The sequence below is a fragment of the Streptomyces sp. HUAS TT11 genome (assembly GCF_051553595.1).
GTDB lineage: Bacteria > Actinomycetota > Actinomycetes > Streptomycetales > Streptomycetaceae > Streptomyces.
This window is the reverse complement of the sequence record NZ_CP196184.1, coordinates 1,232,374-1,249,699: the sequence shown is the minus strand read 5'-3', so window position 1 is coordinate 1,249,699 and position 17,326 is coordinate 1,232,374. Positions and strand designations below refer to the sequence as shown.

19 protein-coding genes are annotated in these 17,326 nt (G+C 71.7%); 8 read left to right on the top strand and 11 right to left on the bottom strand.

Annotated features, from left to right (window positions below; genetic code table 11):
• Positions 1–11 precede the first annotated feature (11 nt).
• Positions 12–1,082 carry an adenosine deaminase gene (locus ACSHXN_RS05870; protein WP_355130051.1) on the top strand — a complete coding sequence of 357 codons (1,071 nt, stop codon included), beginning with the start codon at positions 12–14 and terminating at the stop codon, positions 1,080–1,082.
• Here the strand turns inward: ACSHXN_RS05870 and ACSHXN_RS05865 are convergent.
• Positions 1,064–1,579 (bottom strand): mycothiol transferase, encoded by a 516-nt coding sequence (locus tag ACSHXN_RS05865; protein WP_355130053.1) that lies wholly within the window; start codon positions 1,577–1,579, stop codon positions 1,064–1,066. The two genes, ACSHXN_RS05870 and ACSHXN_RS05865, sit on opposite strands and share 19 nt — an antisense overlap.
• Before the next feature lie 56 nt (positions 1,580–1,635).
• The gene (locus ACSHXN_RS05860; RefSeq protein ID WP_355130055.1) at positions 1,636–2,535 is read right to left on the bottom strand and encodes a LysR family transcriptional regulator; all 900 of its coding nucleotides are present in this window, start codon (positions 2,533–2,535) and stop codon (positions 1,636–1,638) included.
• A gap of 109 nt (positions 2,536–2,644) precedes the next feature.
• Here ACSHXN_RS05860 and mgrA point away from each other — a divergent pair, with 109 nt between their 5' ends.
• Positions 2,645–3,637, top strand: a complete 993-nt coding sequence (mgrA, locus tag ACSHXN_RS05855; protein WP_355130057.1) for an L-glyceraldehyde 3-phosphate reductase — start codon at positions 2,645–2,647, stop codon at positions 3,635–3,637.
• Positions 3,638–3,678: 41 nt separating this feature from the next.
• Here mgrA and ACSHXN_RS05850 read toward each other — a convergent pair whose 3' ends face one another.
• Entirely contained in the window at positions 3,679–4,665 is a 987-nt protein-coding gene (locus ACSHXN_RS05850) for an oxidoreductase (RefSeq protein WP_383358187.1), read from the bottom strand.
• A gap of 113 nt (positions 4,666–4,778) precedes the next feature.
• Here ACSHXN_RS05850 and ACSHXN_RS05845 point away from each other — a divergent pair, with 113 nt between their 5' ends.
• Positions 4,779–5,708 carry an AraC family transcriptional regulator gene (locus ACSHXN_RS05845; RefSeq protein ID WP_356113307.1) on the top strand — a complete coding sequence of 310 codons (930 nt, stop codon included), beginning with the start codon at positions 4,779–4,781 and terminating at the stop codon, positions 5,706–5,708.
• A 387-nt stretch (positions 5,709–6,095) separates the two neighbouring features.
• Positions 6,096–8,627, top strand: coding sequence for an ATP-dependent Clp protease ATP-binding subunit (locus tag ACSHXN_RS05840; protein ID WP_438302762.1), 2,532 nt, complete (start codon positions 6,096–6,098; stop codon positions 8,625–8,627).
• Positions 8,628–8,746: 119 nt separating this feature from the next.
• On the opposite strand, the gene ACSHXN_RS05835 is transcribed toward ACSHXN_RS05840, so the two are convergent.
• Complete coding sequence (locus tag ACSHXN_RS05835) at positions 8,747–9,145, bottom strand: nuclear transport factor 2 family protein (protein ID WP_355130065.1); 399 nt, start codon at positions 9,143–9,145, stop codon at positions 8,747–8,749.
• Positions 9,146–9,511: 366 nt separating this feature from the next.
• Between ACSHXN_RS05835 and ACSHXN_RS05830 the strand changes: the two genes are divergently transcribed.
• Positions 9,512–9,922: a hypothetical protein gene (locus ACSHXN_RS05830; RefSeq protein WP_355130158.1), complete on the top strand. Its 411-nt coding sequence runs from the start codon at positions 9,512–9,514 to the stop codon at positions 9,920–9,922.
• A gap of 480 nt (positions 9,923–10,402) precedes the next feature.
• On the opposite strand, the gene ACSHXN_RS05825 is transcribed toward ACSHXN_RS05830, so the two are convergent.
• From ACSHXN_RS05825 to ACSHXN_RS05810, 4 genes are all read right to left on the bottom strand, one after another.
• Positions 10,403–11,689: a streptophobe family protein gene (locus tag ACSHXN_RS05825; protein WP_438302761.1), complete on the bottom strand. Its 1,287-nt coding sequence runs from the start codon at positions 11,687–11,689 to the stop codon at positions 10,403–10,405.
• 96 nt (positions 11,690–11,785) lie between these two features.
• Positions 11,786–12,229, bottom strand: coding sequence for a PRC-barrel domain-containing protein (locus tag ACSHXN_RS05820; protein ID WP_355130067.1), 444 nt, complete (start codon positions 12,227–12,229; stop codon positions 11,786–11,788).
• Positions 12,226–12,834, bottom strand: coding sequence for a PRC-barrel domain-containing protein (locus ACSHXN_RS05815; RefSeq protein ID WP_438302760.1), 609 nt, complete (start codon positions 12,832–12,834; stop codon positions 12,226–12,228). The genes ACSHXN_RS05820 and ACSHXN_RS05815 overlap by 4 nt, the downstream gene beginning before the upstream one ends.
• Positions 12,831–12,977, bottom strand: coding sequence for a hypothetical protein (locus ACSHXN_RS05810; protein WP_356113311.1), 147 nt, complete (start codon positions 12,975–12,977; stop codon positions 12,831–12,833). The genes ACSHXN_RS05815 and ACSHXN_RS05810 overlap by 4 nt, the downstream gene beginning before the upstream one ends.
• Before the next feature lie 222 nt (positions 12,978–13,199).
• Here ACSHXN_RS05810 and ACSHXN_RS05805 point away from each other — a divergent pair, with 222 nt between their 5' ends.
• A complete protein-coding gene (locus ACSHXN_RS05805; protein WP_355130073.1) occupies positions 13,200–13,652 on the top strand; it encodes an ATP-binding protein in 453 nt (150 codons plus the stop codon).
• A gap of 70 nt (positions 13,653–13,722) precedes the next feature.
• On the opposite strand, the gene ACSHXN_RS05800 is transcribed toward ACSHXN_RS05805, so the two are convergent.
• Positions 13,723–14,610 (bottom strand): RNA polymerase sigma factor SigF, encoded by an 888-nt coding sequence (locus tag ACSHXN_RS05800; protein WP_355130162.1) that lies wholly within the window; start codon positions 14,608–14,610, stop codon positions 13,723–13,725.
• Positions 14,611–14,889: 279 nt separating this feature from the next.
• Between ACSHXN_RS05800 and ACSHXN_RS05795 the strand changes: the two genes are divergently transcribed.
• Positions 14,890–15,411 carry a DinB family protein gene (locus ACSHXN_RS05795; RefSeq protein ID WP_356113370.1) on the top strand — a complete coding sequence of 174 codons (522 nt, stop codon included), beginning with the start codon at positions 14,890–14,892 and terminating at the stop codon, positions 15,409–15,411.
• Between the two features lie 114 nt (positions 15,412–15,525).
• The gene (locus ACSHXN_RS05790; protein ID WP_355130075.1) at positions 15,526–15,957 is read left to right on the top strand and encodes a helix-turn-helix domain-containing protein; all 432 of its coding nucleotides are present in this window, start codon (positions 15,526–15,528) and stop codon (positions 15,955–15,957) included.
• A gap of 33 nt (positions 15,958–15,990) precedes the next feature.
• Here ACSHXN_RS05790 and ACSHXN_RS05785 read toward each other — a convergent pair whose 3' ends face one another.
• Both ACSHXN_RS05785 and ACSHXN_RS05780 read right to left on the bottom strand, forming a co-directional pair.
• On the bottom strand, positions 15,991–16,593 hold the full coding sequence (locus ACSHXN_RS05785) for a ClpP family protease (protein WP_355130077.1): 603 nt from the start codon (positions 16,591–16,593) through the stop codon (positions 15,991–15,993).
• Position 16,594: 1 nt separating this feature from the next.
• Complete coding sequence (locus ACSHXN_RS05780) at positions 16,595–17,233, bottom strand: ATP-dependent Clp protease proteolytic subunit (protein WP_355130079.1); 639 nt, start codon at positions 17,231–17,233, stop codon at positions 16,595–16,597.
• Positions 17,234–17,326 lie beyond the last annotated feature (93 nt).

Below are 17,326 nucleotides of genomic sequence, written 5' to 3'. Positions count from 1 at the left end.
ATCCACCGCACATGACCGCCGCGCGCATCAACACCGCCGACCTCCGCCGCCTGCCCAAGGCCGTTCTGCACGACCACCTCGACGGAGGTCTGCGCCCCGCCACCCTGGTGGAACTGGCGGACGAGGTCGGCCACACCCTCCCCGCCACCGACCCGCAGGAACTCGCCGACTGGTACTACGAGGCCGCCAACTCCGGTGACCTGGTGCGGTACATAGCCACCTTCGAGCACACCCTCGCCGTCATGCAGACCCGCGAGGGCCTGCTGCGCACCGCCGAGGAGTACGTCCTCGACCTGGCCGAGGACGGCGTCGTGTACGGCGAGGTCCGGTACGCCCCCGAACTGATGCTCAAGGGCGGTCTCACCCTGCCCGAGGTGGTCGAGACCGTGCAGGAGGGACTCGCCGCAGGCAGGGCGAAGGCGGCGGCCGCCGGCACCCCGGTCCGCGTCGGCACCCTGCTGTGCGGCATGCGCATGTTCGACCGCAGCCGCGAGATCGCCGACCTCGCGGTGGCCTTCCGCGACGCGGGTGTGGTCGGCTTCGACATCGCCGGCGCCGAGGACGGCTTCCCGCCCGCCGACCACCTCGCCGCCTTCGAGCATCTGCGCCACGAGAGCGTGCCCTTCACCATCCACGCGGGCGAGGCGTACGGCCTGCCGAGCATCCACCAGGCCCTGCAGGTCTGCGGTGCCCAGCGCATCGGCCACGGCGTGCGCATCACCGAGGACATCGTCGACGGCAAGCTCGGCCGGCTCGCGGGCTGGGTGCGGGACCGCCGTATCGCGCTGGAGATGTGCCCGACCTCCAACCTCCAGACGGGCGCCGCCTCCTCGATCGCAGGGCATCCCATCACGGCGCTGAAGGACCTGGGCTTCCGGGTCACCCTCAACACCGACAACCGGCTGGTCTCGGGCACCACGATGACCCGTGAGATGTCCCTGCTGGTCGACGAGGCGGGCTGGACGGTCCAGGATCTGCGTACGGTGACGGTGAACGCGGTCAAGAGCGCGTTCATCCCGTTCGACGAACGCAACGCCCTGATCCGGGACGTGATCCTGCCCGGCTACGAGGCCGCGCTCTGAAGCAGCCCGCGGAGGTACGCGGCCTGCCCGGCGTGCTGCAGATCGTCGGACAGGACACTGACCAGCCGAACGCCCAGGCCGACCGGCGGATCCCAGCCCTCGTCCACGATGCGCTCGAAGTCCTTGGCGGTCAGCCCCCGCACGAACCCGAGCGTCTGCTCGTGCACGGCGTCGTAGTAGCCGGTGAGCAGGTCGCCCGATTCCACCTGGACACGGGCGACCTGCCGCGGGCTGTGGCCGTACCCCGTGTCCCGGCGGGGAAGATCGAGGCCGAAGCGCTTCTCCCAGCCCTGTGAGAGCCAGACCTGGTCGAGGGAGGCGGCGTCGGCGACGTGGTCGTCCTGCACCCGGGTCAGGTGCCAGACGAGCCACGCGATCGAGTTGGCGTCCTCGACGGGCCGGGCGTTGAGCTCGTCAGGCCCCAGCCCGTCGACGGCGGCATGGACTTCTTCCTGGATGCGGCTGTACGCGTCGATGAGGATGTCCTTCGCATGCATGGGTCCACCATCGCGCATCGGACGGCGCGGCGTCGGGCGGTCGGGCGCAATGCCCGTCAGTCCGCGCGGATGCCGTCCTCGGTCTCCGCCGTGAGCAGACCCATCAGCGCCCGGGCGGCCGGGCTGGTCGCCTCGTGCGGCGGCAGCACGGCGACGGTCTCGTACAGGGCGTCGCTCTTGACCGGGAGCGACACAAGGGTGGACGCCTCACGCTTCTGTCCGAAGTGACGCGGGACGACGGCGACACCGAGTCCTTCGTGGACCAGCTCGAGCAGGCTGTGCACATCGCTGACCTCGAGCGTCACCGTCCGCTGAACCCCCGCCTCCGCGAAAGCCGCGTCCGTCGTGCGACGCGGCCCCCAATCGGGGTGGAAGTCGACGAACGCCTCCCCGCCCAGATCCTCGGGGCTCACCGAGCCACCGTCGGCCAGCGGGTGCGACGGATGGCACAGCACCGTCATCGGTTCGCTCGTGAGCGGGAGGGAGCGCAGCTGGTCGCTGTCCTCCTGGGTGCGCACGGCGAACGCCAGATCCAGCCGGCCCGCCGCGACCTCCTCGGCCAGTGCGCCCGAACCGGCCTGGCGCAGCCGGATCTCCACGTCGGGGTGGCGGCGCCGGAACGCGGCGAGCAGCCGGGCGACGTCCACCCCGGCGATGCACTGCTCGGTGCCCAGCGACAGCGTGCCGCGCAGCACTCCCTGGACGGCGGCGACGGCCTCCCGGGCGGCGCGCACCTGGGACAGGATCCGCTCCGCCTCCACCAGCAGGGCGCGGCCCGCCTCCGTGAGCGTGACGCTGCGGGTGGTGCGGACGAACAGCGGTGCCTGGAGTTCCCGCTCGAGGGCGCGCACCGAGGCGGACAGGCCCGACTGGGAGACCATCAGGCGTTCCGCCGCCCGGGTGAAGTGCCGGTCCTCGGCGACGGCGACGAAGTGCTGGAGATGGCGCAGTTCCATGATTGAGAAGTGTAGATGCTCAATCCCATCGGATTCCTCTGTTGGACCGCTGCCGGACGGGCGGGTGAGAGTGGACCGCGTCGTCAGCCGATCCCATCTGGAGTGCACGTTGTACACGGCAGCCCCCGACCGCTACCAGGCCATGCCCTACCGTCGCACCGGACGCAGCGGTCTGATGCTGCCCGCGCTCTCCCTCGGCCTGTGGCACAACTTCGGCCCCGACCGGCCGGCGGAGACCCAGCGGCAGATCCTGCGCCGCGCCTTCGACCTCGGTGTCACGCACTTCGACCTGGCCAACAACTACGGCCCGCCGCCCGGCGCCGCCGAGTCCGCCCTCGGCGACGCCCTGCGGTCGGACTTCGCGTCCTACCGCGACGAGCTGGTGATCTCCACCAAGGCCGGCTACCTGATGTGGCCGGGCCCGTACGGCGAATGGGGCTCCCGCAAGTACCTGCTGTCGTCGCTGGACCAGAGCCTGCAGCGGATGGGCCTGGACTACGTCGACGTCTTCTACTCGCACCGCCCCGACCCGCAGACCCCGCTCGAGGAGACGATGGGCGCCCTGCACTCAGCGGTCCAGCAGGGCAAGGCGCTGTACGTCGGTGTCTCCAACTACTCGGCCGAGCAGACCCGTGAGGCCGCCCGCATCCTCGGTGAACTGGGCACCCCGCTGCTGATCCACCAGCCGCGCTACTCGATGCTCGACCGCCGCCCCGAGGACGAAGGGCTGCTGGACGCCCTGGACGAGCTCCAGGTCGGGTCCATCGCCTACTCGCCGCTCGAGCAGGGCCTGTTGACCGCCCGCTACCTCGACGGAATCCCGGAGGGTTCCCGGGCCGCGAGCGACAGCCCGTTCCTGACCTCCGAGTCGGTCACCGAGGACCTGGTGGGCCGGCTGCGCGCCCTCGACGACATCGCCGGGTCCCGCGGCCAGTCGCTGGCCCAGCTGGCTCTGGCCTGGGTGCTGCGCGAGGGCCGGGTGACCTCGGCCCTGGTCGGTGCGAGCAGCCCGCAGCAGCTGGAGGACAGCGTCGCGGCCACCCGCAACCTGGACTTCGACGCGGACGAGCTGGCGCGGATCGAGGAGATCCTCAAGAAGTAGGGTGCACGGCATCCGAACGGGAGGGGCGGCCCGCCGGGCGATCAGGCCGTGAGCCGTTCGCTGACCTGCCACAGGCGGGTGGCCGCCTCCGGGTCGACCGCGTACCCGAGGACACCGGCGGTCTCCGTCCCGGCCCGCCAGGCGGCCTCCTCCGCGTCGGTCACCAGCGGGCTGATGTCGCAGTTCTCGCAATAGACGCCGCCCAGCCCGTCCAGCTGCGGGCTCGTGGCGCACCAGACGCCGGTCGCGGCTCCCTGCGCGATCGTCTTGAACTGGCGGGAGGGGTCGCGTACGGGGCGGCCCTGCTCGTCCACGGCACCGGCCGCCCGGATCGTCTCCTCGGAGATGTGCCTGGCGAGACCTGTGTCGATGATCATGCCCGGGTGCACGGAGAAGGCCCGCACGCCCTCCGCCCGCCCGCGCCGGTCCAGTTCCACGGCGAAGAGGGCGTTCGCGGTCTTCGACTGGCCGTAGGCGGCGAAGGGCTCGTACGCCCGGTGCTCGAAGTGCAGGTCCTCGAAGACGACGGGGGAGAAGCGGAACCCGCGGGAGGACACCGCGACCACCCGCGCTCCGCCGGCCGCCACCAGCGCGGGCCACAGGCGGGACACGAGCTGGAAGTGCCCGAGGTGGTTGGTGGCGAACTGGCCCTCGTAGCCGCGCGCGTCCCGGTGCAGCGGCGTCGCCATGATGCCGGCGCTGTTCACCAGAATGTGCAGGGGGCGGCCGGAACCCAGGAACGTCTCGGCGAAGGCGTCCACGGAGGCCGGATCCAGCAGGTCCATCTGTTCGACCTCCACCCCGTCGACGCCCTTGAGGGCGGCCCGGGCCCGCTCGGTGTCGCGGGCGGGCACGACGACATCGGCACCTGCGGCACGCAGCACGCGGGCCGTCTCCAGGCCGATGCCGGAGTAGCCGCCGGTGACGATCGCGACCTTGCCGGTCAGATCGATCCCCTTGATCACGTCGTCGGCGGTGGAGGCGGCGCCGAAGCCGGAGGGCAGGGGCCGCTGGGGGGTGGTGGACATGGTGGGCATCTCCTCGTAACGCTGGTGTCAGCAGGCTGTCCGGACCACCGTAGGTCGCGCAGTTCGTACGATGAATGCTTGAGAGTACGGATTACTTGCGCGATAGTTCAGTCATGCGTGCCGATCCCCTGTCCGACGCCCTGGCCGTCGCCGACGCCCGGAGTGTCTTCTCCGGTGGTTTCACGGCCGGCGGCGACTGGGCCATCAGGCTTCGAGGACGGGACAAGCTCAAGGTCAACGTGGTCGTGCGGGGACGCTGCCTGCTCGTCCGCGAGGACGCCGGGCGGTTCCTCGCGCTCGAGGCGGGGGACGTCGTCGTCTCCGACGGCAGCCGTCCCTATGTGCTGTGCAGCGCCCCGGGGGTCGAGCCGCTGGACTCGGGCGAGGTGGCCATGGACCCGGGCAACCGCATGGCCCACCTGGGCGGCGGCGAGGAGTTCCTGTGCGTCTCCGGCCACATCGACCTGAGCCGGGACGGCGGCGATCTGCTGCGCCGGGCCCTGCCGGAGCTGATTCACGTGCGGGCCGCCGAGGTCGAGGCCCCGGTGCTGGGCTGGCTGATCGGACAGCTGGTGGGGGAGATGACGACGGGCCGGGCCGGCAGCGCGTTCGCGTCCGACCAGCTCGCCCAGTTGCTCTTCGTCCAGGTTCTGCGGGTCTGTCTGGCCGACGCCGAGGTCCTCCCCGCCGGGTGGCTGCGGGCCCTCGCCGACGAGCGCCTCGGCCCGGCGCTGCGGCTGATGCACGGCGATCCGTCGCGCCCCTGGCAACTGGAGGAACTCGCCCGGGAAGCGGCCATGTCCCGGACCGCGTTCGCCCTGCGCTTCAAGGAGGCGGCCGGCGTCCCGCCGCTGACGTATCTCCTCAACTGGCGCATGACCCTGGCGGCGCGCGCCCTGCGCGAGGAGGAGACGCCGGTCGCGGCGCTCGCCCAGTCCGTGGGCTACACCTCGGAGAGCGCCTTCAGCAACGCTTTCAAGCGCACGGTGGGTGTCGCGCCGAGGCGCTACCGGGACGCGGCGCGGGCGGCGGTCAAGGGCTGAGCCGCACCTGGTCCGCTCCCGGGTCGCCGTGTCCGGGCCGACGCGTATCGGCGGTTCACGGGCGCCGTCACCCGCGCCCGTGAACGGGTCGTGGAACGGGTGCGCCTGAATCGCTTCGCGGACGTCCGGCGGTCCACGTCGATCGTTCTGCGGGCCCCGGCCCGTCCGTGCGTGCGGAAGATCCCGCGTCCCGGCGGGGCACCGGAACCCTTCGGTCGGCGAGGGCGCACAGGACGCTGCGCGAGTACCCGTGCAATCCCGCCGCAATCACCCGGATCGACCGGGTTGGGCTGCGGTTGTGATGCGTCAGGACCTGGCCAACACTGGGCAAGTACGGGCAATTCGACTACGGCGGGCGATACGCGGCCGTGTGTCGCCGCCGGACGGGTGGCAATCGTGACGATCTCGCCCTTCGGGTCAGGCGACCCGTTTTCCGATCTCTTCAATCGCTTCTTCGGCATGAGCCCGGCCACCTCGCCGCCGGCCGTGCAACGCGTACCCATCGGACGCCTGCTCAGCGACTCCTCCAACGAGCTCCTCGCCGCCGCCGGCGGGCGGGCCGCCGAGGACGGCTCCGATCTCGACGCCGTACACCTGTTGTGGGCCGCCACCCAGGTGCCGGCCGCACGCCAGGTGCTGGAGCAGGCGGGCGTCGATCCCGACCGGCTCGCCGCCGATCTGCAGAACTCGCTGCCCGCCGGGACCGGCACCGGGGAGCCCGCGCTCACCCCCGCGGCCAAACGTGCCCTGCTCGCCGCTCATGCCCGCTCCCAGGCGGCCGGTGCCTCCTACATCGGCCCGGAACACATCCTCGCCGCGCTCCTGGACGATCCGCGCTCCCCGCTGGCCCGCACCCTCCAGTCGGAGGGCGCGTCCCCGGATGCGCTGAGCACCCCCGGCCGCCGGGCACAGGCGGCAGGCGGGCACCCCGACACACCGACGCTCGACGAGTACGGGCGCGACCTCACCGACGAGGCGCGCAGCGGCCGCCTCGACCCCGTGGTCGGCCGGTCCTCCGAGATCGAGCAGACCGTCGAGGTCCTCTCCCGCCGGACCAAGAACAATCCGGTGCTCATCGGCGATCCGGGCGTCGGCAAGACCGCGATCGTCGAGGGCCTGGCGCAGCGCATCGTCGGCGGTGAGGTGCCCAGAGTGCTGAAGGACCGTCGAGTCGTCTCGCTCGACATGGCCGGGCTCGTCGCCGGGTCGCAGTACCGCGGGCAGTTCGAGGAACGGCTGAAGAAGGTCATCGACGAGGTCTCGGCGTCCAAGAAGGGGATCGTCCTCTTCATCGACGAACTGCACCAGGTCGTCGGCGCGGGCGCCACCGGTGAGGGTTCGATGGACGCAGGCAACATCCTCAAGCCCGCCCTGGCGCGGGGCGACCTCAGCGTCGTCGGCGCCACGACCCTCGACGAGTACCGCAAGCACATCGAGAAGGACTCGGCGCTGGAGCGCCGCTTCCAGCCGGTCATGGTGCCCGAGCCCAGCGTCGAGGAGACGATCGAGATCCTGCGCGGACTGCGCGACGCGTACGAGGCCCACCACCAGGTCCGTTACTCGGACGAGGCGTTGGACGCCGCGGCGTCGCTGTCCGACCGCTACATCAGCGACCGGTTCCTGCCCGACAAGGCCATCGACCTCATGGACCAGTCCGGGGCCCGGGTGGGACTGCGCGCCGTGGTCGACTCCACGGAGGTCGCGGACCTGGAGGACCGTATCGAGCGGCTGCGCCGGGAGAAGGACCAGGCGGTCGGCGCGGAGGACTTCGAGCGCGCGAGTGAGGTCAAGCGGCAGATCCCCGAGTTGGAGCGGGAGCTGTCGGAGATCGGCGAGGGCGGCGCTGCGACGGCCTCCATGGTCACCGTCGACGACATCGCCGAGGTGCTCTCCGCACGCACCGGCATCCCGGTCTCCCAGCTGACGGAGACCGAGCGCGAGCGGCTGATGAAGCTGGAGGACCTTCTGCACGAGCGGGTCATCGGCCAGGACCAGGCGGTCACCGCCGTGGCCCAGGCCGTACGCCGGGGCCGGGCCGGGATGGGCGACCCCGACCGGCCCACCGGCAGCTTCCTCTTCCTCGGCCCCACCGGCGTCGGCAAGACGGAACTCGCCAAGGCGCTCGCGGACCTGCTCTTCGGCGACCCCGACCGCATGGTCCGCTTCGACATGAGCGAGTTCCAGGAGAAGCACACCGTCTCCCGGCTGGTCGGCTCCCCGCCCGGTTACGTCGGCTACGAGGAGGCGGGCCAGCTCACCGAGGCGGTGCGCCGCAGGCCCTACAGCGTCGTGCTCTTCGACGAGGTGGAGAAGGCCCATCCGGACGTGTTCAACCTGCTGTTGCAGGTCCTGGACGACGGGCGGCTCACCGACGCCCAGGGGCGCACGGTCGACTTCCGCAACACCGTCGTCATCATGACGAGCAACATCGCCTCGAAGCACATCCTGGACCACCGGGGTGACGTCGAGGAGATCAGGGACGATCTGATGGCCGAGCTCCAGGCGCACTTCCGCCCCGAGTTCATCAACCGGATCGACGACGTCATCGTCTTCCACTCGCTGGTCCGCGAGGACCTGGTGCAGATCGTCGACCTGCTCCTGGACGGCACCCGGCGGCGGCTGCACGCGCAGGACGTCCGACTGGAGGTCACCGAGGCGGCCAAGGACTGGCTGGCCGAACGGGGCCACCAGCCGGAGTTCGGCGCCCGTCCGCTGCGCCGCACCATCCAGACCGAGCTGGACAACCGGCTGTCCAACATGCTGCTGGACGGGACGGTCAACCCGGGTGACACGGTCCTGGCGGACGTCGCGGACGGCGATCTGACGCTGCGTCTCAAGCCGGGAGGCGAGGGCGGGAAGGCCGCACAGACCCGCAAGGCGGGCGAGTCCGGAGGCGGCAAGGAGACCGACGGCGCGTAGCGGCAGCGGCGGTCCGGTCCGGCGGACGGCAGCGACCCCCGGGCCGGCCCGGACCGCGTGCTCCGGACCGCGCCCGGCGGGTCGCGGTGTGCTCGGGGTTTCGTCTGCCGGAACGCGGTCTACCGCGGGCTCGGGGCCGCGCCCGCCGGGACGCGGTCGAGGAAGCCGAGGACCGCGCGGATCCGTCCGTCGTCGGCAAGGGTGATCACGTCGAAGCCGGCGACGGGGGCCGACCCGTCCGTCTCGCTCACCAGTTCCCAGGCGAAGCGTGCGATGCCGTGGTGTCCGTCCACCGCACCCGAGAGCCGGAAGGAGAAGCCCGGGAACTGCTGGTGCGCCCCCGCGATCACCGCGGCGATCTGCTCGTGCCCGCTGACGTCGGCCAGTGGATCGGTGTAGCTTCCGCCGCCGGCCCAGGCGGCGGCGACGGCCTTCGCCAGCGCCTGCGGGTCGTTCGTGTTCCACGCCTCGAAGTAGCGGGCGACGGCGGTTTCGTGGCGGGCGGTGTCTGCGGACATGGCGGATCAGCCTCCATCGAGGTCATGGTGCCGGGCGGGAGCCGGATCCCGGGGCTCGGTGCCCCTCGGACCGGTACGGCAACGATGCCCGGACGCGCCCCCGGGCGTCGATTACCTCCGGGGTAAGTGACGCTGCGAGCCTCTGCCGAATCGTTTCCGCCAGGGGGCTCGCGTGAATATGCCAGGAGACTGGCCGAAATGGCGTGGTGACAGAGAGTCAGGAGTGGCGATACTCGAGTGACAGGGTGATCCGGCCAGGACCGGAACGCGCCGTCGCGCCGCGCTCGGGTCACCCCCGTGCACAGCGAGCGCATGCAAGGCACCACGGGCCCGACCCGGCACCGAGTACCGCACTGGGGGACGATCGTGCACGACGAATTCCTGTGCCATGTCACGGCATACGGCATCTGCGGCGGCCGACGCGTCGGTGTGCCGTTGGGCACCTACCGGGCGCCCACTCTCGCCCTGGCGCTGTGGTGGATGCGGGACCGTGCGTGCTGGATCGCGGAGCGGCTCGATCCGCACCCCGACAACCCGCTCCTCCCGCCGAACTCCCTCGCCCCCGTCGCCGACACCGTGCCCGACGTGCCGGGCGTGCTGCGGGACTGGTGCGGTGACGACGGCCGACAGCAGGAAGCGGCCGAGGAGTTGGCCGCCGGACGGCTGGTCCGCGTCGCCGTCAGCGACGACACCACGGAGTACGAACTGCTCGCGGAGTCCGTGGACGCGCTGCGCATGCAGCGCTTCGTCCCCGCGCTGTCCACCCCCGCCGCCTGACACCGGGCCTCGCGGCCCTCGGGCGCCAGGTGTGCTGTCCGGGCACGGTGACGGCGGCAGCCGTGGTCATCCGGCTTCGGACCTGACGAATCCGGGGCGCAGGCCGGAGACCGCTCTCGGTCGGCCTCTGCCGGCCGGACGGCGCCGGGCCGTCGTTCTCGTCGAATGCCCAGGCGACGTGCTCCGGGTTCACACGGACCGCAACGCGGGCTTCGGCACCCGCTCATGCCCGACCCGTCGGCTGCCTGCGCTGCCCGCGCTCCAGCCGAGCGGCTGCTCTCGTTCGTACCCGAGGACAAGCGGGATCGCCGAGGCCGGAGCCGCGTCGGGTACCACCTCGGGCCCGGTTCTCAGCAGCGGTCCGAGCACCTGGCGGTGCCGCTCGTGCCGGCCCGACCCGGCCTCCCCCTATCGGACCGGGACCCGTACGACCTGATCGTGCGGCGCTCGGCGCAGGGCCGAGATCGACCGGACAGGTCCCTAGGCCACCTCGCGTCGTCGGCGCACCCTCCCCGCGAGCAGTCCGCCGGCGAATCCGGTCACCAGTCCCCACAACGCCGCCAGACCCAGCGCGGTCCACAGCTGCGGCGAGAGGAGCAGCTCGCCGGACAGCTCGCCTCCCAGGTCACCGATGCCGATCAGGGTCAGACCGTACTGCGCCGACACCCGGCAGACCAGACAGATCATCAGCACGGTGAGTACCAGCGCGGCGGCCATGTGCAGGGAGTTCCGCCAGGGCCGGACCCGAGTCGGCGACCGCGCCGCCATCACGAAGGCGGCGACGAGGATCAGCAGCGCGTCGACGGCCACCAGCCACCACACCCGTACGTCGTGCTCGGCGAGTGTGCCGAGGTCGAGCGTCGAGACGTCCGGTGTGCGCAGCACCTGGTCGAGCAGGTGCGGCACGGGAAGTCCGAACGGTCCGTCCACCCGGCCGTTCCAGGTGGCGCCCAGTCCGAGGGTGAGCGCCGGCCACACCACATTGGGCAACCCCAGGAGAACGAGGGCGAACGTCCGGGCGGGGTGCCCGCGCGTCGCGGCCACGACCAGCCCGATCACCAGGCCCACGGCGACACATGTGAGGAGCAGACCCACCATGGCGTAGGCGGCCGGGCGGACCCGGTCCTGAAGGCGCAGCAGCCGGGCCGGGAGCGGGGCGCTGCGTGAGACCAGCAGAGCGAGGACGAGCACCCCCGCCAGCCACAGGAGCCCGAAGAGCACGGTCAGCGGCAGGTCGGCCCGGTAGCCGATCTGCGGCTCGACGCCGAGCAGGTCTTCGATGTCGCCGATGGACCCGTTGCCGGGCGGGGCCGTGAACGTCTGACGGGCCACCCGTGCGAGTCCGAGCAGGGCCAGCAGCCACAGCACGGCGATCCGGGCCGCCCATCCCGCCAGCTCGGATGCCGGGGCGACGGCCCGGTGGCGCAGCGGGCGCAGAAACCCCGCGGCGATCACGAACGCTCCGCAGAGCGTCACCGACAACGGCATCACCGTCAGCTCCCCCCGGGTGTCGGCGAGGGCGCCGGCGTCGCCCGCCAGCCTCACGGTGCCTCCGACGGCAGCGACCACCGTGGCCGCGACCACTCGGGGGAAGCCGTAGTCGGGAACGCCGGTGAGGCCCGCCGCCCACAGGCCGAGCGCGGCCGGCACCACCATCGCGATCAGCCCGGCGAGCACGGTAGCGAGAGCCCGGCCCGAGCCGTGCGGCACGGCCGGTGGGCTCGCGGTGGGGATGTCGGCCTGTCGGGACGGGGTCGAGGCGCTCACGCTGCCACGGTAAGCAGCCCCTCCACGCCGCGCCTGCCGAGCGGTCCGGTCGCGTCCGCCGGGCGGCGGACCCGCCACCCGGGCGTTCGACCCCGCTCAGCCCTCCGGACCGGCCGGCCGGTCGCCCCGCACGACGAGCGCGTAGTCCCCGAGCCCGAGGAGCCGATCGCCTGCGACCTCGCCCAGTGTGGTGACGACCTTCTCGATCAGGCCGCTGGACGCGTCGAACACGATGTCCTGGACCGTCCCGCGGTCGTCGCCGTCCTCGGACAGCACCCTGATCCCGAGCGCCTCGTGGCCCGGGCCGGGTGGACCGGCCTGCGGCAGGACGTCCGACTCCACGAGCACGGCGTCGGTGCCGATCGCGTGCAGGGCGTTCCAGCCGACCGCCCCCTGCGTACGGCCGCGCCGTCCCGTCACCCGGATGTGTGTGATCCGTCCGCCCGCAGCGTCGACGGTGAGCGAGCCGAGCGTCCCGATCTCCTGTGCCTGGCCCAGGGTCACCACCGGCAGGCCCCGGACCCGGGAGTACGTCGTCATGGCAGCGGCCCCCTCTCCACGTTGTCCGCCGCGGGTTTGCCGCGTGCCCGGAACGCCGCGACCCGGGCGGCGAATCCGGCGAGGTCGTCGGCGACGAACCGAACGGCGTCCGCGGGCACCACCAGCGCCCGCCCGGACACGGCGAGCGTCTCGCCACGAGGCACGAACACCTGGCGGCGGCGCCTGCGCGACCCTGTGACCGGCGGCTCACGGGCGTCGAGCCGGAAACCCACGACGCGACCGCTGGTGCCCGCCTCGACCACGACGTCCAGCACGACACCGATCTCCGTGCCCGCGTCCGTCAGCACCCTGGCACCGACCAGCCGGCCGTGCGCAGCCTCCTTGCGCGCCACCACCGCCGACCGCTCCGCGAGCACCTCCACACCGCGGATCATCACGGCGTGCCGGCCCAGTGCGTGCACGGAGGCCCACGGCAGGCTCCTGCGCAGCGGTCCCGCCAGCAGGCCCCGGCCGCTGAGCGTGAATCCGGTCACCTGACCGGCCGGGCCGTCGAAGACCGTGTCCCTCACCTGGGCGACCACGTCCCCGCCCAAGGTCACCACGGGGCGCCCGGACAACTCCCGCGCGCCCGTCAGCTCGTTCACCGCGCTTCCTGCCTTCCGGAGTCGTGTCCCCGCTGGACGGCGATCACCGTGCCCTTCCGCCGGCGCGCCTGCACCCACAGGAGCAGCCCGGACAGCAGCACCACCACCGCCACCACGAGGACCGGCCACAGCCACCAGCTCACGGTCCACCTCCGGTACCCCGGCCCTGACGGCGTACGGCAGGGCGTCGTACCCTGCGAATGCCCCGGACCGACGCGAAGATGCCCCCAGCGGACGGGGCCGTCGACCCCGCGACGGCGGGGCCGGCAACCACGGTGACTGGGGAACGTGTCACTGGGTACGAGCACTGGTGCGGTGCCCTCGGAGCGCCGTGACCACGAGGACCGGCATTCGAGAGAGACCGTATGAGGGAGCACCTGGACGAAGTGGTGATACCGACACACTTCGACACGCCCGTCGAGCCGCTGCGCAGAGCGGCGCACTACACCGGCGAGCCGGGGTCCGTCACCGAGGCGAGGGCCTTCGGTGAACTGTTCCTCGAGCAGCTCCGGTCCGAGTGGTGCGCCGCCATCGACGGGCGCACCACCGGTGATGTGCTCCTGGTGGTGAGCGAACTCGTCACCAACGCGCAGCGGCACAGCCACGGCCCGTACATCCTCGAGCTCGAGGGCACCGACACCGATGTGACCGTGGCCGTCTACGACAGCAGTGCCGCGCTGCCCCGGCGCTATCCGAAGGACCCCGGGCGCATCGGCATGCACGGGCTGGAGATCGTCCACGCCCTTGCCACCCGGGTGACGTGTGAGCGGGTCCCGGTCGGCAAGCGGGTCACGGCCGTGGTGCGGCTCGGGGGCTGAGGCCGCGCGACGCGGCCCGCGGACGCCTCGTGTCCGCGGGCCGCGCCGTGCGGTCGCGCCCTGCCGCCCGTCAGGTGGCGTCGACCCGCCTGACGTCGTCCAGCATCCCGCAGCGCAGCTGCTGGATGATGCGCTTGATCAGACGCGAGACATGCATCTGCGAACAGCCGAGCCGGGCGCCGATGTCCGCCTGCGTGGCCTCCTCCACGAAGCGCATGTGGATGATCGTCCGGTCGCGTTCGCTGAGCTTGGCCACCAGCGGGGCGAGGGTGTGGAAGTCCTCGACGAGGGCCATGCCGTCGTCCTCCTCGCCGATGAAGTCGGCGAGCACGGCCTCTCCGTCCTGGTCGTCCCCGGTGAGCGTCGCGTCCAGCGAGGACGAGTTGTAGCCGTTGGCCGCGATCTGCGCCTCGATCACCTCGTCCTCGGGCAGATTCATCAGCGCGGCCAGTTCGGCGACGGTCGGCTCACGGTCCAGACGGGTCGCGAGCTCCTCGCGCGCCTTCGCCAGCTCCACCCGCAACTCCTGCAACCGGCGCGGCACATGGACGGCCCAGGTGGTGTCGCGGAAGAACCGCTTGATCTCGCCGACGATGTACGGCACCGCGAAGGAGGTGAACTCCACCTCGCGGGAGATCTCGAACCGGTCGATGGCCTTGATGAGGCCGATCATGCCGACCTGGACGATGTCCTCCATGTCGTCGCCGCGGTTGCGGAACCGACCGGCCGCGAACCGCACCAGCGACATGTTCATCTCGATCAGGGTGTTGCGCGCGTACTGGTGCTCGTGTGTGCCCTCCTCCAACGTGCTCAGCCGCTGGAAGAACTGACGGGACAGCTCCCGTGCATCACGAGGAGCGATCTTCCTCGGGTCCGTGACGGTCGGCAGGCTCTCCTCACCAACCCTGGTCCGGACCGTCCTGTCGGTGACCGTCGACCAGCTCATGGCGGTGTCCATTACCTCTCCCACGAAACTCACTGTTGGGCCTCTCGGCGTTGTCCAGGCGTCGTGGGTGCGCGTGTACCCCGGACTCGGCGAACCATGTGGGCACATGCGCGACAACCTCGTGGCACCGGTCACCCCGGCATGACACGGGCCACCGCGGCACGGGGAGGGCGGTCCCGAAAACGGGTGGCGCGCGGGCGGACCGCGGCCGATGCTCGTGCCATGACGGATCTCACCGGAACGGAACAAGGCTCGTCCCCTTCGGCGGAACGGAAGTTCGGGTGGTGGGACATGTTCGTCCGGCCCGACGACGATCCGCGTGGCGGGAGTGGCTTCGTGGGGGAGCGGGACACGCTCGTGGGTTATCTGCGCGACCAGCGGCTGACGCTGGAGATGAAGTGCGCGGGGCTGGACGCCGAGGCGATGGCCCGCCGTTCGGTGCCGCCCTCCGACCTCTCACTGCTCGGCCTCGTCCGTCATATGTCCGGCGTGGAGCACCGCTGGTTCCGGCAGGTGCTGGCCGGTCAGGACACGCCGCGGCCCTATCGCACCGAGGACGACCGGGACGCGGACTTCAACGGCGCGGTGGCGGATCCGGAGGCCGTCGCCGAGGCGTGGCGGACCTGGCGCGCCGAAGTCGCCTTCGCGGAACGCTTCGTCTCCGAGGCACCGGGCCTCGACGTCACCGGAACGGTCGGCGATGAGCCGATCGCTCTGCGAGCGGTCCTCGTCCACATGATCGAGGAATACGCCCGGCACAACGGCCACGCCGACTTTCTGCGGGAGCGGATCGACGGGCGCGTCGGCCAGTAGGGGCGCCCCGCGCCGCGGCTCGGCCCCGGCGGTGGCGGCCACCGCGGAGCGGGATTCACCCAGGGCGGAATGCCGCTCCCTTCCGGTACGGCCCCCGATGCCTAGGCTGAAGGGGTGAGCAAACGAGCGCCGAACGAAGCCCGTGTCATTCCCCTGCGTCCGCAGACCGCTCCGCCCCGCACCGGCGGCCCGGCCCGGCCTGCGCAGCCGCAGGAGCGGGCGCCGCGCCCCCCGGCTCCGCGGGAGCCGTTGTGGCGCGACCTCGTCGGTGACGTGCTGCGGCGCGAGCGCCTTGCGCAGGAACGCACGCTCAAGGACGTCGCGGAGTCGGCCAGGATCTCCATGCCGTACCTGTCCGAGCTCGAGCGGGGCCGCAAGGAGGCCTCCTCCGAGGTCCTCGCGGCCGCCGCCCAGGCCCTCGGCCTCGGCCTCGCGGATCTGCTCTCGCTCGCCCAGGGCGAGTTGGCGCAGCACACCCGGTCGCGGTCCGGCCGGGGCCGTACGGCGCCGACGGCGCAGCACGACGGGCTGTGCCTCGCCGCCTGACCGGCTCAGGGAGATACGGGGCTCCGGTCCCCGTCAGACGAACGCGAGCCGGCGGCTGAGCACCTCGTCGGCGAGTCCGTAGGCGACGGCCTCCTGCGCGGTGAACACCTTGTCCCGGTCCATGTCGGCCCGCAGGGTCGTCGCATCGTGCGGGGTGTGGCGGGAGAGAACCTCCTCCACCTGGGCGCGGACACGGACCATCTCCTTGGCCTGGAGGCTGAGGTCCGAGACCGTGCCCTGCCGCCCGCCGCTGGCCGGCTGCCCCAGCAGCACCCGGGCGTGCTGGAGCACGAACCGCCGCCCGGGGTCCCCGCCCGCCAGCAGGACCGCGGCCGTGGAGGCGGCCTGCCCCACGCAGAACGTGGAGATCGGGGCCTGCACGAACGTCATCGTGTCGTAGATCGCCATCAGCGAAGTGAACGATCCGCCCGGCGAGTTGATGTAGATCGAGATCTCCTGCTCCGGGTTCGACGACTCCAGATGCAGGAGTTGCGCGATGACGACGTTGGCGACCCCGTCGTCGATCTCGGTGCCGAGGAAGATGATCCGCTCGTTGAGCAACCGGCTGAAGACGTCGTAGGAACGCTCGCCCTGTGCGGTCCGCTCGACGACGTAGGGAACCGTGTACGACCCCATGTCACAACCCCATCCGTCGACGTGCGGCGGCCGGGCGGACATCGGCGAGCGACTCCACCACCCTGTCCACCATTCCGTAGTCCCTGGCCTGCTCCGCGGTGAACCAGCGGTCCCGGTCGCCGTCCCGCGCGATGGTCTCCTCGCTCTGCCCGGTGTGCTCGGCGGTGATCCGCTCGATGGCCTTCTTGGTGTACTCCAGGTTCTCCGCCTGGATCTCGATGTCGGCAGTGGTGCCTCCGATGCCGGCCGACGGCTGGTGCATCATGATCCGCGCGTTCGGCAGCGCGAACCGCTTGCCCGTGGCGCCGACCGTGAGCAGGAACTGCCCCATGCTGGCGGCGAACCCCATCACCAGGGTCGACACGTCGTTGGGGATGAGCCGCATGGTGTCGTAGATGGCGAGCCCCGCCGTGACGGACCCGCCGGGGCTGTTGATGCAGAGACTGATGTCGGTGCGCGGGTCCTCGGCCGAGAGCAGCAGAAGCTGGGCGCACACCCGGTTGGCCGAGACCTCGTCGACCTGGGTGCCCAGGAAGACGATCCGCTGGGCGAGCAGTTGTGCGGCGAGATGGTCGTCGAAGCGGCTGGGTGGGGTGTCGCCCTCCTGCGCACGGGGCGAGAGGGTGGTCGGTGGAGTCATCGTGTCTCCTTGTCGTGGCGCGGAAGCCGTCGACTCCACTGTCGACCGCGGACGGCGCCCGCAGGAGGTTTCTCTGCCTGCCGCAGATTCGCC

What these genes read in the sequence shown, in the direction of transcription:
- ACSHXN_RS05860 (WP_355130055.1), bottom strand. Translation starts at nt 2,535, where the DNA reads ATGGAACTGCGCCATCTCCAGCACTTCGTCGCCGTCGCCGAGGACCGG.
- ACSHXN_RS05850 (WP_383358187.1), bottom strand. Translation starts at nt 4,665, where the DNA reads ATGTCCACCACCCCCCAGCGGCCCCTGCCCTCCGGCTTCGGCGCCGCC.
- ACSHXN_RS05805 (WP_355130073.1), top strand. Translation starts at nt 13,200, where the DNA reads ATGAGGGAGCACCTGGACGAAGTGGTGATACCGACACACTTCGACACG.
- ACSHXN_RS05800 (WP_355130162.1), bottom strand. Translation starts at nt 14,610, where the DNA reads ATGGACACCGCCATGAGCTGGTCGACGGTCACCGACAGGACGGTCCGG.
- ACSHXN_RS05865 (WP_355130053.1), bottom strand. Translation starts at nt 1,579, where the DNA reads ATGCATGCGAAGGACATCCTCATCGACGCGTACAGCCGCATCCAGGAA.
- ACSHXN_RS05820 (WP_355130067.1), bottom strand. Translation starts at nt 12,229, where the DNA reads ATGACGACGTACTCCCGGGTCCGGGGCCTGCCGGTGGTGACCCTGGGC.
- ACSHXN_RS05780 (WP_355130079.1), bottom strand. Translation starts at nt 17,233, where the DNA reads ATGACTCCACCGACCACCCTCTCGCCCCGTGCGCAGGAGGGCGACACC.
- ACSHXN_RS05795 (WP_356113370.1), top strand. Translation starts at nt 14,890, where the DNA reads ATGTTCGTCCGGCCCGACGACGATCCGCGTGGCGGGAGTGGCTTCGTG.
- ACSHXN_RS05870 (WP_355130051.1), top strand. Translation starts at nt 12, where the DNA reads ATGACCGCCGCGCGCATCAACACCGCCGACCTCCGCCGCCTGCCCAAG.
- ACSHXN_RS05785 (WP_355130077.1), bottom strand. Translation starts at nt 16,593, where the DNA reads ATGGGGTCGTACACGGTTCCCTACGTCGTCGAGCGGACCGCACAGGGC.
- ACSHXN_RS05835 (WP_355130065.1), bottom strand. Translation starts at nt 9,145, where the DNA reads ATGTCCGCAGACACCGCCCGCCACGAAACCGCCGTCGCCCGCTACTTC.
- ACSHXN_RS05845 (WP_356113307.1), top strand. Translation starts at nt 4,779, where the DNA reads ATGCGTGCCGATCCCCTGTCCGACGCCCTGGCCGTCGCCGACGCCCGG.